This window comes from Leuconostoc mesenteroides subsp. mesenteroides ATCC 8293 (assembly GCF_000014445.1).
In the GTDB taxonomy this organism is placed as follows: domain Bacteria; phylum Bacillota; class Bacilli; order Lactobacillales; family Lactobacillaceae; genus Leuconostoc; species Leuconostoc mesenteroides.
Map to the genome: position 1 here is coordinate 1 of NC_008496.1, position 13,045 is coordinate 13,045.

A 13,045-nucleotide genomic window follows, 5' to 3' on the forward strand; every position below is an offset into this window, starting at 1 on the left:
ATGAATACAATAGCATATCAGTATGAAAATATACAAAATAGGTTAAAGAGATCAGCAGGCCAAATAAATGGAATTGTCAATATGATTGATGAAGAGCGTCCTTGTGAAGAGGTCGTCATACAGTTATCTGCTGTCAGAGCAAGTCTTGATAAGGCAATAAAGTTAGTTATTGCTGAAAATATTAGAAATTGTTCAGAAGCAGAAACAGGATCTGAGCAATATCAAAAGGCACTTGAACTGTTAGTTAGAGTTAAATAGATAGGAACATTAAAATTTAATATGAAAATTTAACAAATTAGAAATGCCACCGTAAAAATAGAGTATAGTGATCAAACCTTCTTAGTGGATCCCATGCTTTCTAAAAAAGAAACACTGGCTGCTCGTATACTGAAAATCCGGACCGCTTTATTTCTAGGGCATAATCCGAGATAATCAAGTATAGGAGTTTTTTTATATTATGAAAGCTAAGCGATACTCAACAGAATTTAAATCATCTATTGTTGCCTTGCATAACGAGGGCCGTTCTGCTAATTCTCTAGCCAATGAATACCCATTTGGCTATGCAAACCGTCACTAGTTGGGTTAAAAAAGCCCAAATCATTGGGACTGATGTTAATGGACAGCCAGTGACTCGCGCCCAATTTAATGCAATGCAGAAAGAAGTCGCAAGACTCAAAGAAGAAAACGAAATTTTAAAAATTGCGGCCGTTTTGCTGGGCGAACATCGCAAGTAACACGTAAGACCCATTTTCCTATTGTCCAATCATTGCTAAAACAGCATTTTAAACTCATGATGGTGCTTCGCCTACTCAAAATACCCAAAAGCACCTACTTTGATTGGGTTCACTATACTGAGAGCCAACGACAACGAGAAGACACGATCTTAAAAGCTTTGTTGCGTGAAATTTGGCAAAATAACTATAAAGCTTATGGCGCGCCACGTCTGCGATTAGCATTAGCTGATCTGAATTTGCATCATGGAACCAACCGAGTTCGTCGTTTAATGCGAGAAGCTGGCATATACTCTGTCATGAGTCGTCGATTTAACAAACCAACGACAACTGTTGATTATCGTCAACGTCCCAACTTAATCAGGCATTTACCCGAAGCCAACGCTTGGAGCATGGACATCACTTATTTAAAGTTGAGTAATGGTCAGTGGGTCTATTTAGCGTCAGTTTTAGAGTTACAAACGCGTAAGATATTAGCCCATCAAATCAGTGCCACGATGGATACCAAATTGGTAGTTACAACACTACAAAGATCGCTGTCAACTGATAAAAAACCAAATTATTTACATACTGATATGGGCAGTCAGTTCACTAGTTTTGGCTTTGAAAATTTGTTAAAGCGACATAAAATTGATCATTCGTATTCAAAAGTAGGACATCCATATGATAATGCCAAAATTGAAAGTTTTCACTCCCTATTAAAGCGTGAAATGATTTATCAATTCCGGTTTCCATCGATTGCACATCTAATTTTAGATGTGTCCAAGTATATTCATTGGTTCAACAACGAAAGAATCAGTCTTGCCAATCAAAAAATAAAAGTTGCCTAATCAGTTCAGCCCTAGATAAAAAATATTCCGAATTATTGACTTATGAGCATTAGCTATAACTACAACTATAACTGTAGTTATAGCTAATGAGTTTAACCAAAATCAATTTGATTCAACATAGTCTCACGGCTGGCTTGATCTAAACCAAGGTAAGCCAGTGTCATGGCCGCACTAGAATGATTCAATAAGTGCATGACTAAGCCAATATTATAATATTTTTACTTATTTAGAACTATTTCATAAACTTGATGGACGTCAAGTTTATATCTCCCAAAAGTTAATACACTTTAGTTGAACTAAAATTAAGGGAGAAATCATATGCAACATAATATTCTTAAACATAAAAATAAAATTATGAGTATCAGTGGCTTACTCATTGCTTTAGGACTAATCGCACACTTTATTTTTGCCAATACAACAATTTCTAATAGTGCTTTTATTATAGCTTCGATATTAGGCGTTACCCCCATTTCTTTACAGGCTTATCAGGCTATGAAAGTAAAAGTAGTAAGTATTGATATTTTAGTAACGATAGCGGTCATTGGTGCTCTCTTTATTCAAAATTATGAAGAATCAGCAATTGTTACTTTTTTATTTTTATTTGGATCATATTTAGAACAACGAACACTTAACCGAACACGATCAGCTATTAAAGAGTTGACGGAAATGGCTCCAGAAACTGCTTTTAAGCAATTGACAGGGGGACAATTTGCAGAAGTAGATATTGATGAAGTAGAAGAAGGGGATATTCTCCTAGTAAAGACTGGTGCCAAGATTCCCGTAGATGGTCAAGTAACTACTGGAAAAGGATATGTAAATGAGGCTAATATCACAGGTGAATCTTTACCTTTAAAGAAAGAAAAAGACGATGAAGTATTTGCCGGTACTATTATGGACAATGGTACTATTCAAATAGTGGCTGATAGAGTAGGGGAAGATTCTACATTTGGAAAAATTATTGAGTTGGTAGAAGAAGCACAGGATTCTAAATCAGAAGCAGAACGATTCATTGACCAGTTTTCTCGCTGGTATACACCTGCAGTACTTACAATTGGGCTGTTGGTTTGGGTATTAACCAAAGATACAGAACTTGCGATTACTGTATTAGTACTTGGGTGCCCAGGGGCCTTGGTAATTGGTGTACCTGTTTCAAATGTTGCGGGTATAGGAAATGGTGCAAAAAATGGTATTTTATTTAAGGGTTCTGAAGTGATTAGTCATTTTGCCAATGCAGATACAGTGTTATTCGATAAAACAGGTACCTTAACTGAAGGAAAGCCTGAAGTGAGCGAGATGATTCACTACGGGAATAATCAGGAGGAGGATTTATCGCTATTGTTTTCAGTTGAAAATGAGTCTGATCATCCATTAGCCGTTGCTATTGCAAATAAATTAGCACAATATAAATTAAAACCTATAGAAAATACACAGGTTGTAAAAGGTGGGGGCGTAATTGCTCACGTAGATGGGCACATTGTTTCAGTAGGGAATAAAGCCTTAATGAAACAAGAAAGTATACCGCTATCTGATGATGTTCTTAAAAAATTGAATAAATTAGAAAGAACCGGTAATTCAATTGTATTAACGGCAGTTGATCATAAGTTAATCATGTTAATGGGTATCCGCGACAAAGTTCGACCAGGTGTTAAGCAGGACTTACAAAAATTAAAATCACTTGGTATTAAAAATCTCATTGTATTATCAGGTGATAATCAAGGTACAGTTAATTCAGTTAAAAAGGAACTAGGTTTAACCGAAGCCCATGGTGATATGCTACCAGAGGACAAGCAAGCATTTCTAAAAAGACGACAGGACTCAGGTGAAATAGTTGTTTTTATCGGTGACGGCGTTAATGACAGTCCCTCTCTGGCTACTGCAGAGGTAGGTATAGCTATGGGGAATGGAACAGATGTCGCAATTGAAAGTTCAGATATTGTTTTAATGAATTCTAACTTTAACCGCCTTCCTCATGCCTTAGGCCTAGCAAAAGGAACATATGCGAATATGCGACAAAATATTCTAATTGCTGTTGGAGTCGTAATAATACTATTGGTTAGTTTAATATTTAGTGAATGGATGTCTATGTCAATTGGGATGTTGGTTCATGAGGCCAGTATTTTAGTAGTTATTTTAAATGCAATGAGATTAAGAGGTTATCAATTAAGATAATTGATCTATATCAAGTATTTTAAAAAGAATGGCCTATATAATTTACTTAAAGGAGTGATAGATATGACTAAAGCAACATTAAAATTAGAAACATTAACTTGTCCATCATGTTTACAAAAAATCGAACATGGTTTAAAACAGACTGCTGGTGTAAAAAAAGATTCTGTAAAAGTACTTTTCAATGCGAGTAAGGTAAAAGTGGATTTTGATGAAAATCAGGTCAATTTGAATACAATTGAAAAAGCAATTGAAGACTTAGGATACCCAGTAATTAGTTCAAAAGTAAAGGAAGGTGCATAAAATGACAACGATAAATGAAAGGCAAGAAAAATTAGCTGCCGAACAAGCATATAAAGAACACATTCATCATACTAAGATTAATTCTGCAGCTGTTACAGATCATATACTTGCTAATATTCATACATTACATGTAAAATTACATCAATATCATTGGTATGTAAAAGGCAAAAATTTCTATGCATTGCATAATGTTTTTGAAAATTTATATAACGAGAATGAGGCATGGTTTGATAAAATTGCAGAACGTTTACTAGCTTCAGGATTTAAGCCAGCATCAACAACTACTGAATTTCAAGAATTTACAACGATTTCTGAAGATTCTTCGGAAAAATATTACACTGCTGATGAGATGGTCCTACAGATAGTAGAAGATTTTAGATCTAATCGTGAATTTACTATTCGTGCAATTCGCTTAGCACAAGAAGAAGGAAATGATGCTTTGGAAGATTCACTAATTAGTTATAAAGCTTATTTAGACGTAAATATTTGGCAACTTCAAGCATTTATTAATAAGGATGCCTTAGAAGACGATGACTATATAGATAACGATTAATTAGGAGGAAAACGGTATGGCAAACCATAATCATCATAGTCATGTAGATTGTATACGTTTAGTGCCGATTTTCAATCATCTCAATGATGAACAAATGCGTCTAATTGCTCAATCAGCGAATGAAGTACAATACGTAAAGAATGAGCTATTATTTAGGTTTGGTGATAAAGATGACACATTATATATCATAAACAATGGACGTGTACGTATTTATAGCCTAAGTGAGTCTGGTCGTGAGCAAACTATACGCATCCTACATCCTGGTGATTTTATGGGGGAAGTTGCTATTTTACAGACTGAAAGTTATCATTCGAATTATGCTGAAGCAATATCGGAAACAAGTATTTGTAGGATTCATAAAAAGAATTTAGATCAATATTTAGATCTCTATCCAGAAATCATGCGACGAATATTATCGGATATTACAAAACGGCTACAGTTATCAGAAAAACAAACTGTGCAAGTCAGTACTGAACCTGTTGAAGCTCGAATTATTGATTTTCTATCAGAAAATGTTGAAGATGAAAAAAACCATACTTATGTGACTTTACCCATGTCAAAAAAAGATTTGGCTACTTACCTGGGGACAACTCCAGAAACAATAAGCCGTAAGTTCTCATCATTGGAAGAGAGAGGTCTAATTAAACGGCATACCCAAAAATGTGTTGAGATATTTGATTTAGATGAATTATTATTTGTATCAAGTTAAGTCGATTTATACTTAAAAATAAGGATATCGTTTTAAATGATGAACATGGCGGTACACAGTTCATCGTCACTAACCTAAGTATTCCACAAAAAGACATCGTCCGTGTTTACCGCAAGCGTGCGGCGATTGAAGATATTATTCGCGAGCTTAAAGGTGGATTTGCCTTTGGCAAAACTGATAGCAGTTCATTTTTCGCCAACAAAGCGCGCATGTGGATCTCAGTAATTGTATCAAACTTGATGCGGTTGATGAAGAGTATTGCGTTGGACGACCAGCAACAATCGTGGACAATCAATACCTTTCGAGACCGTTTGTTAAAAATCGGTGGACGTGTGTCACTAAGCACGCCCGCAAGGTGATTTTGACGTTAGATAGCCGCATCCAAGAACAATTCGATGGTCTGTTCTGGCGAGCTTGGGAACGACTAAATGCTTTGTAGCAATAAAACAACGAAGTAGATTTTCAAAAAAATAGCAAAATCTGGCTGGTTTTAGTGTTCCTATTTTTCTCAAAAAACGCTCAATCGAAAAAAAACCCTGAAACTGTGCCAAGGTACTGGCAGTTTCAAGGTGTTTTATCGTATTTTACTGATTTAGCTGTGGTTAAAAATTTAGTGCATGAATAATCCGGGTTTTATTTGTTTCGTTTTTGAAACATTTTTAATCCGATGTGAAATTACCGATAATTGGTCACTTTTTTCTTATATATTGGTTTTATCACCACTGAGAGAAACTGGAGAAAATAAATGAAAAAACACGTTTCAGCCATCGTCTACGGTGGCTTAGATGGCATTATCACGACGTTCGCAGTCGTTGCTGGATCGGTCGGTGGTAACGTTTCAAACATCGTTATCATCATTTTGGGATTCTCAAACTTATTAGCCGATGGCTTTTCAATGGGGGCCGGTGCCTACCTGTCAGCAACATCGGATAACAATCAATCAAAAAGTAAAGCATTGGCAGCTGGTATCGCGACATTCATTTCGTTTAACGTCTTCGGTTTAATTCCACTAGGTGCCTACTTAATTACAAATGCGCTCATTCACGACAAAGACATCGCCTTTCCAATCGCCTTTGTCATCGTCGGTGTCTCTTTGGCGTTGCTAGGCTGGGTGAAGGCCAACCTGTCAGAGCAGAAAGTAAGAACAGAAATTCTACGCACACTTTCTGTCGGGTACGTCGCTGCAATTGTTGCTTATGGCGTTGGTATCTTACTGAATTATTATTTGTAGACAAAAAAACACCTTGAATATTCAAGACGTTTTTCTTTTTAGATATTTAGTTATATGGTAATCAGTTATAGATTATTTAAGTCAAACAATCCTCGATGCTTAGCTTCTTCTTTAGCTGCGTTCATTAAATCAGCAGAGTATAGCGCATCAGGGTGCTTGCCTGTCGATTCGTTAGAAATAATCCGGGTAAAATTTTAAATCATATTTTTAGAACACCTTTAATTGAGTCGACCTGTAATAGCTAACCATGTATACAAAGAAACGATATGTTATATTACGTCATCGAAAATGGTGTCCTTAGGGAGTTACTTTTAGTGGTTACCAACACGCCTGCTGACAAAAAACACTTTTTTGTAAAGAAAACCCCAAACAGGTGAGTAAATCTGTTCGGGGATATCTAGAAAGACGCTCTATGGTCGAGAAAAGTGAGATGGTGTAGAACTTAATACCCGGATTATTCATCAAGACAAACAAAAACACGCTGAAACAGCAAGTTAATACCGTTTCAGCGGGTTTTGCGCTTTCACCCGTTGGGTGAAAACCATAGGAGCTCTTTGTTATGATATTTTGTTAGTGAAAAACAAACCAAATACTCAAAAATTGGAGCGTCTAAAATTATGACTCAAAAAGTATTACCTAGCAACCCTTTAGTTGCAGTTTCAGACAATGGGGCACCAATTACCTCGGATGGTGGCAACGTGTAATGATGTTGTCTAATTGTGCCTTAGTAATCCTAGTCATTAAAAATACCTCCATAGTGGCGTCAAAATGAACAAATACGTGCTAATTTAGGGAGATTAGTTGGCGTTATTACCCAAAATCAATTTGATCTAACATTGTTTCGCGACTTGCTTGATCCAGGCCAAGATAAGTAAGCGTCATAGCCTCACTTGAATGATTCAGTAAGTGCATGACTAAACCAATATTGTAGTTTGACTGTGTATAGACGCGGTAAGCGCCTGTTTTACGCATGGTGTGTGTGCCTAGATAGTTGATACCTAATAGATCACCAACACGTGACATGACCTTATAAAACTGCTTCTCAGTGATATGCCGGTCTGGATGGGCCGTTGAAGGAAATAACCAGTCCGAATTGATATTCTGTTGGACTAGCCAATCATGATATTGCAACAAGTCTTGTTGCACGGGCTTTAAATATAGTGTATTTGCTTTACCGGTCTTTTTATCATGAATAAAGGCCGTGTGTTTAACAGAGCCATCTGGATTATAGACATCGGATTTCTTTAACGTCATCACATCACTCACCCGCAGCAGGGTGGCTTTGCCAACTTGAAAGATGGTGTAGTTACGGCGACCTGCCCGAAAACTATCTAGTAAGGTGTCTTGCACCATTTTTAAGACGTTAGAGTCTTTGATTGGGAGTACGATTTGTTGCATATCTATTTAACCTCAATAATAGAACAGTCCTTGCCTATAATTGGTTCACTTTTGTCTAGTATAACCTATTCCGAACGAATTAAAATCGAAACCTTTTGTGAACTAGGGCTGTCCAATATCCAAATGGGCGTTCGGCTGAACCGATCACCGTCAACAATTTCTTATGAATTATCTCGATGTCAACCTTATCAGGCTGAATTAGCACAAACAACAGGATCAGCAACACAAACAACGTCCCACTGATAATGATCAACCAGTGGATATTGCTACCTAAAATTGTAATCGCCAGCATGGTTAAAAACGAATAGAAAAATAGCGAAAACCAAATACCGTTACCTAGGCGAACCTTATCGCGATGATAACGCCAACCAAAAATGGTTCCAAATATGAGTGGTACTAACCAGCCCCAGTAAAACATTGCTGGAACTGGAACCCAAACCGCTGCGTCATTCACATCAATACCCCCGCATTAAGTTTTATTTCAGCTTCCATCATAAAGGACTCCCCGCGGGACTGCAATCAGGAGTCATTACTTCAACTGTTTTTGTTCATTATAGAAATTACGGTAAGCTAAATAGCACGCAATGATTGACCCCAAACTAGTCGCTGATAAGAGCATGAACGTGACCATAATTTGATACCTAATGGCCCGTACTGGATCGACCCCTGCAAAGATCAAACCGGACATCATCCCTGGCAGACTGACTAGACCCACAGTCTTTGCCGAATCAATGGTTGGTGACATCCCCGTACGAATCGCCTCACGCACGATGGCAATCGAAGCATCAAGTAGACCAGCCCCTAACGCCAACCGTTCAAGCACACCTTGCCGCTGGTCATGAAACTGACTATTGAGGCTGCGATAAGCCAGCCCAATTGCGACCATTGAATTCGACGCAATCATACCAGAAATGGGAATCATTTGCGATGGCACAAACTTAATCGCACCAGATAGCACGAGGACGCCGAGTGTTACCCCCGTACTAACAAAAATGGCTAATAACGAAATGGCTAATGCATGGTCAATCCCCGGCCCCCGTTTTTTCGCATTCCAAGCCGCATTGAAGATAATGAAGCCTATCATCGCCAGCGTTAGCCACAAATTGTTGACTCGGAAAATATACTTTAGCAAGTAACCCACGATAAATAGTTGTACAACAGCCCGCACGACACCAATGACGATGTCCCTATCCAAGCCAAGTTTCTGCCACAAACTAATTCCTAACGCGACGAGCACTAACATTGCCGCCAAAAATAGCGACGTATTATTAACTGCTAAATTCATGCGTGTACCTCCAATCTGCCAGCAACCACTTTCGCTAATTGATCTGCCGCAGCAATCTCTGTCGCGTCATGAGTAATCATGATCGTTGTCACGTGATCCTGCTCATTTAACTGTCGTAACCAGGCGTGCACGATTTGCTTATTATTTTCATCCAAACCAGCTGTCACCTCATCTAATAACAACACTTTTGGTAAGAATAAGATGTTGCGAATCAGCGCGACCCGCTGCCGTTCACCACCGGAAAGCTCGATAATCGGCTGATGCAGGGTTCGTTCGGACAGCCCAACATTATTTAACGCCGTTACCACTCGTTGCGTATCCATGACTTGCTTACGAATTTGGTACGGGAAAGCTAAGTTATCTGCCACCGTCTCACCAAATAACGTCGGTTGTTGGAAACAATATGAGACTTGCCGCCGATACATGATTGGGTCGTAACTTTCAAGCGGCTGCCCATCAAAAATCAAGGTCCCACTTGTTTTAGAAATCATGGCCGCAATGATCCGTAATAACGTACTTTTCCCACCACCGGATGGTCCCGTCAATGTAATATGAGCCCCAGCTGGAATCTGCCAATCAACATCATGTAAAATATGTTGATCAGCGATTTGATAATTAACTTTTTCTAAACTAATCAATGAATTCATATGCCCACCCCCGATCGCACAATGATCGGCGCCGACAACAGCCGGATGAAAAAGTGCTCAGAAGTCAATAAATTGGACTTATCTGTTTGATGTATTAATACACGAACCTGTGTAGCCATTGGCAAAGCCATATGAATCATACCTGAGTCAAAGTGTTCCGTATAACTACGGAGGAGTTCTAATTGAACTTTTAATTTATCATTATTTTCCTTGATCGATCGTTTTTGTCTAGACATACGTTTTCTCCTATATAGGGAGTATTATATCATTTTATAAAAAAACAACTCCCGTTATCTAACTATTAGATAATGGGGGCTGTTTTAATAGTCTTTCCTAGGGGTCATTATATAATTATAGCCCCTAAATTAAGGAATGTTTTAGTGACTACCTAGGATCATAGTTAACTCATAGCAAAACTCCTGGTATTTTACTTAGAAGTCAATAAATTAATTGGACTGTTTTGCTGCGGCACTATATGGCGTTTTTTTATTAATGAACGTAGTTATTCAAACTTGTAACTAATTTTTTAATTTCGTCACGAACCTTACGGAATTCTTGTAGTTGTTCTTCTAAAGTTCCTGTGGCTTGCGCTGGGTCAGATAAAGGCCAGTGTAAACTCTTGGTTTGAGGGGGAAGCATAGGACATTTATCCTTGGCATCACCACATAAAGTAATAACTAAATCTGAAGTGTTCAAATAATTTAGATCAATTAATTTAGAGTAGTGGCTACTAATATCTACTCCATCTTCAGCCATAACTTTAACAGCATTTAGATTTAACCCATGAGTTTCAATCCCTGCACTCTCGATTTGAAACTCATTTGCCGGCAATATTTTTTTTGCATATCCTTCAGCCATTTGACTGCGACAAGAATTTCCTGTACATAAAAAATAAATTTTTTTCATTCTAAACCACCTATAATTTTAATTTGTATAACAACATGATACACCATAAACTTAAATGCAATGCTTCCATCAACATAGGTGTATAAGTATCAAGGTCTTCTATGTACTTTGTGGCGCTTTAAAGTGCCATTATTATAATTATAGACCCTGAATTAAGGAATGTTTTAGTGACCACCTAGGATCATAGTTAACTCATAGCAAAACTCCTGGTATTTTACTTAGAAGTCAATAAATTAATTGGACTGCTTTATGGTGGTAAGTTATGACTTATTTTAACACCTTTAATTATAAGGCACAAAAAAAAAGCGACACAATTGTTAAGATATGTCACCTTTTAATGCACATTATCTTGTATCGCAAATTAAATTTAATATAATTTCTTACCGTCCTTAAGTTGATATGTTCTGGATCTTTTATAGTCAGTAATAAGCGAGTATCTGAATTATTCTAGTTAAAATTTATAAGTTAAGAAATCGGAAACTTTATTTTCAAACGTATTACTCCCAGAACCAATTTTGAAACCCTGACTTTCAGATAGTGAATTGTTCATAACTTGTTGTAATTTTCGAATGTTTGTTTCTTGATTGCTAGATAAACTGTTTAAAATATCTGAAATTTTCGATTCCGAATTTTTTTCAAGGAAACTCATCCAATGTCTTAAAATGCCAACTGTTAAATCAGATAATTGTAATAATCGAGAATGTTTAGAATCATCAAAAATATAGTCTACTAGTTTGTCATTTACATAAATAGGGTTATTCGCTAAAAATGGCTCAATATTATATTCATGATCAAATTTGTGATGAGAATTTGGAAAAGAATAAATACTCTGTGCGTATAGATCAGAGTAGTTATCTATCAATTCACCCTCGACATTATTTTCTAAAAGAGGAAGTTTGGACCTAATTGCTGATTTTAAGATCTGTCGTAAATACTCTAAACAAAAATCATCTCCGTATGGGGTAATTTCATTTATCTTTTCTATAATTTTATTTATTAGTAATTTAGGGTTGTTAACATTTGGATAGCCTAATAAAACGAAAAGGTTTGTAAAATATTCTTTATCAGTTTTCATAATTTGATACAAACAATCTTTTAGGTCACGATTAAATTCTATGCCGAGAAGCATTGAATTGGGTAAAGAGTCAACAATAGAGAAATAAAAATTATCTACATAATTATAGTGGATAAAAACATTGTCATTTTCATAAAGCCAATTCAAAAAAACTTTTACTCTTTTTTTATCCATTAACTCAATAAAATTATTGGCACCATTCTTGATATGCTTAAACTTTATTTCTTGAGCATTTGCTTGCATACCAAATTTTGAGAAGAGGCTATCAACACCTTCAACAATGTCATGCGAGTCGGTTTTTATGCCAATTCCTCCAAGTATGAAATAGGCATGTTCGTCAGCATTAAAACCTTTATCGTCTACTTTAAAAGATCTAAAGTTATTTGTTTCATCATAATACAGATGAAACTGGTTATCTGTTCCGGTAACTTTCAATTCGTTTTTAACATGTTTGTAGAATTCAGTGTAATCCATCTATTAATGCTATCCCTTTTTTTAAATATTAGTTGTATTTTACCCTTAACTTGTTAGTTATTGTACTTTAATTTAGCTTGTAGCACTTTATTACAATCGTCAATATTTAGATCCTGACCAATAGGGTCATCAAAAATAATTTTAACAGCAAACATTCTTGTTTTACCAGTAACCGTTTCATAAACAAAATATACATAAAATGCTTTCTTATTAGTAAACTTTGTAAGTGCCTTAATATTACTGTATAGCTTATTTTTTATTGAATTTAAAAAATTTTTTTTATTGATTATAATTTCTCTCATTTCATGGCTCTTAACAGCAAAAAAATCAGATTGTTTTATTTCTTCGTTATTCTGAATATTTACCATTTGATGAAAAGGGAATAAAAGCTGTTTATTATGTCCAAATTTTTTATTTTTCAAATTCCATTTAATTACTTTTTTCCGTAGTAAGTTTGGCTTTTTTGCAGTGACTATTATTCCATTAAATCGTGAAGTTTCTGTTACTAAACTGTCGTTGTAAACAGTAATAACTGTATTACATGGGTGGGTTACTGATGAATAATCAAATCTTTGTCGTAATTTATTATGATTATTCCTAGCCAAACCTATGATGGCTATAAAAAAAGATAACCAGCTAACAGGTATATTAATTAATCCCCATGATACTATCCCTGATGTAAACTTGTAAATTTGGTATATGGATTCACTTAGTATTTTAAGCATAACAAAATTTTC

The 13,045-nt window shown here is 36.1% G+C and carries 15 protein-coding genes and 2 pseudogenes; 10 read left to right on the top strand and 7 right to left on the bottom strand.

Features of this window, described 5'->3' with window-relative positions; all coding sequences use genetic code 11:
• The 9 genes and pseudogenes from LEUM_RS10100 (at position 1) to LEUM_RS10135 (ending at position 6,523) form a co-directional block, all read left to right on the top strand.
• Complete coding sequence (locus LEUM_RS10100) at positions 1-258, top strand: metal-sensitive transcriptional regulator (protein WP_010276712.1); 258 nt, start codon at positions 1-3, stop codon at positions 256-258.
• A 296-nt stretch (positions 259-554) separates the two neighbouring features.
• Positions 555-734, top strand: coding sequence for a transposase (locus tag LEUM_RS10895; RefSeq protein ID WP_223825257.1), 180 nt, complete (start codon positions 555-557; stop codon positions 732-734).
• Positions 734-1,561: pseudogene (locus LEUM_RS10110) on the top strand (IS3 family transposase); the annotation flags it as partial. The gene LEUM_RS10895 and the pseudogene LEUM_RS10110, both read left to right, overlap by 1 nt.
• Before the next feature lie 318 nt (positions 1,562-1,879).
• A complete protein-coding gene (locus LEUM_RS10115; protein ID WP_010276737.1) occupies positions 1,880-3,730 on the top strand; it encodes a heavy metal translocating P-type ATPase in 1,851 nt (616 codons plus the stop codon).
• Positions 3,731-3,793: 63 nt separating this feature from the next.
• A complete protein-coding gene (locus tag LEUM_RS10120) occupies positions 3,794-4,030 on the top strand; it encodes a heavy-metal-associated domain-containing protein (RefSeq protein WP_010276741.1) in 237 nt (78 codons plus the stop codon).
• A 1-nt stretch (position 4,031) separates the two neighbouring features.
• Entirely contained in the window at positions 4,032-4,583 is a 552-nt protein-coding gene (locus LEUM_RS10125; RefSeq protein WP_010276748.1) for a Dps family protein, read from the top strand.
• Between the two features lie 16 nt (positions 4,584-4,599).
• The gene (locus tag LEUM_RS10130; RefSeq protein ID WP_011666808.1) at positions 4,600-5,292 is read left to right on the top strand and encodes a Crp/Fnr family transcriptional regulator; all 693 of its coding nucleotides are present in this window, start codon (positions 4,600-4,602) and stop codon (positions 5,290-5,292) included.
• 62 nt (positions 5,293-5,354) lie between these two features.
• Positions 5,355-5,651: a transposase gene (locus LEUM_RS10980; protein WP_080506304.1), complete on the top strand. Its 297-nt coding sequence runs from the start codon at positions 5,355-5,357 to the stop codon at positions 5,649-5,651.
• A 386-nt stretch (positions 5,652-6,037) separates the two neighbouring features.
• Positions 6,038-6,523 carry a VIT1/CCC1 transporter family protein gene (locus LEUM_RS10135; RefSeq protein ID WP_010276755.1) on the top strand — a complete coding sequence of 162 codons (486 nt, stop codon included), beginning with the start codon at positions 6,038-6,040 and terminating at the stop codon, positions 6,521-6,523.
• Positions 6,524-7,333: 810 nt separating this feature from the next.
• On the opposite strand, the gene LEUM_RS10140 is transcribed toward LEUM_RS10135, so the two are convergent.
• Positions 7,334-7,921 carry a site-specific integrase gene (locus LEUM_RS10140; RefSeq protein ID WP_010276764.1) on the bottom strand — a complete coding sequence of 196 codons (588 nt, stop codon included), beginning with the start codon at positions 7,919-7,921 and terminating at the stop codon, positions 7,334-7,336.
• Between the two features lie 51 nt (positions 7,922-7,972).
• On the opposite strand from LEUM_RS10140, the pseudogene LEUM_RS10550 reads away from it, so the two are divergent.
• A pseudogene (locus LEUM_RS10550) lies at positions 7,973-8,131 on the top strand (helix-turn-helix domain-containing protein); the annotation flags it as partial.
• 319 nt (positions 8,132-8,450) lie between these two features.
• Here the strand turns inward: LEUM_RS10550 and LEUM_RS10150 are convergent.
• The 6 genes from LEUM_RS10150 to LEUM_RS10625 all read right to left on the bottom strand — a co-directional run bounded on the left by LEUM_RS10150 (position 8,451) and on the right by LEUM_RS10625 (position 13,033).
• Positions 8,451-9,206, bottom strand: a complete 756-nt coding sequence (locus LEUM_RS10150; RefSeq protein WP_010276774.1) for an ABC transporter permease — start codon at positions 9,204-9,206, stop codon at positions 8,451-8,453.
• Positions 9,203-9,853, bottom strand: coding sequence for an ABC transporter ATP-binding protein (locus LEUM_RS10155; protein ID WP_010276780.1), 651 nt, complete (start codon positions 9,851-9,853; stop codon positions 9,203-9,205). Before LEUM_RS10155 ends, LEUM_RS10150 begins: the two co-directional genes overlap by 4 nt.
• Complete coding sequence (locus LEUM_RS10160; RefSeq protein ID WP_010276787.1) at positions 9,850-10,089, bottom strand: hypothetical protein; 240 nt, start codon at positions 10,087-10,089, stop codon at positions 9,850-9,852. The genes LEUM_RS10155 and LEUM_RS10160 overlap by 4 nt, the downstream gene beginning before the upstream one ends.
• Before the next feature lie 253 nt (positions 10,090-10,342).
• The gene (arsC, locus tag LEUM_RS10165) at positions 10,343-10,759 is read right to left on the bottom strand and encodes an arsenate reductase (thioredoxin) (protein WP_010276791.1); all 417 of its coding nucleotides are present in this window, start codon (positions 10,757-10,759) and stop codon (positions 10,343-10,345) included.
• 451 nt (positions 10,760-11,210) lie between these two features.
• Positions 11,211-12,308 (bottom strand): DUF3800 domain-containing protein, encoded by a 1,098-nt coding sequence (locus tag LEUM_RS10170; protein ID WP_010276794.1) that lies wholly within the window; start codon positions 12,306-12,308, stop codon positions 11,211-11,213.
• A gap of 53 nt (positions 12,309-12,361) precedes the next feature.
• Positions 12,362-13,033 (bottom strand): hypothetical protein, encoded by a 672-nt coding sequence (locus LEUM_RS10625; RefSeq protein ID WP_010276797.1) that lies wholly within the window; start codon positions 13,031-13,033, stop codon positions 12,362-12,364.
• Positions 13,034-13,045 lie beyond the last annotated feature (12 nt).

Excerpts from the sequence above, each read along its gene's own strand:
- LEUM_RS10120 (WP_010276741.1), top strand. The coding sequence starts at position 3,794 with ATGACTAAAGCAACATTAAAATTAGAAACATTAACTTGTCCATCATGT.
- LEUM_RS10130 (WP_011666808.1), top strand. The coding sequence starts at position 4,600 with ATGGCAAACCATAATCATCATAGTCATGTAGATTGTATACGTTTAGTG.
- LEUM_RS10170 (WP_010276794.1), bottom strand. The coding sequence starts at position 12,308 with ATGGATTACACTGAATTCTACAAACATGTTAAAAACGAATTGAAAGTT.
- LEUM_RS10140 (WP_010276764.1), bottom strand. The coding sequence starts at position 7,921 with ATGCAACAAATCGTACTCCCAATCAAAGACTCTAACGTCTTAAAAATG.
- LEUM_RS10125 (WP_010276748.1), top strand. The coding sequence starts at position 4,032 with ATGACAACGATAAATGAAAGGCAAGAAAAATTAGCTGCCGAACAAGCA.
- LEUM_RS10625 (WP_010276797.1), bottom strand. The coding sequence starts at position 13,033 with ATGCTTAAAATACTAAGTGAATCCATATACCAAATTTACAAGTTTACA.
- LEUM_RS10135 (WP_010276755.1), top strand. The coding sequence starts at position 6,038 with ATGAAAAAACACGTTTCAGCCATCGTCTACGGTGGCTTAGATGGCATT.
- LEUM_RS10160 (WP_010276787.1), bottom strand. The coding sequence starts at position 10,089 with ATGTCTAGACAAAAACGATCGATCAAGGAAAATAATGATAAATTAAAA.
- LEUM_RS10115 (WP_010276737.1), top strand. The coding sequence starts at position 1,880 with ATGCAACATAATATTCTTAAACATAAAAATAAAATTATGAGTATCAGT.
- LEUM_RS10100 (WP_010276712.1), top strand. The coding sequence starts at position 1 with ATGAATACAATAGCATATCAGTATGAAAATATACAAAATAGGTTAAAG.
- arsC (WP_010276791.1), bottom strand. The coding sequence starts at position 10,759 with ATGAAAAAAATTTATTTTTTATGTACAGGAAATTCTTGTCGCAGTCAA.
- LEUM_RS10150 (WP_010276774.1), bottom strand. The coding sequence starts at position 9,206 with ATGAATTTAGCAGTTAATAATACGTCGCTATTTTTGGCGGCAATGTTA.
- LEUM_RS10155 (WP_010276780.1), bottom strand. The coding sequence starts at position 9,853 with ATGAATTCATTGATTAGTTTAGAAAAAGTTAATTATCAAATCGCTGAT.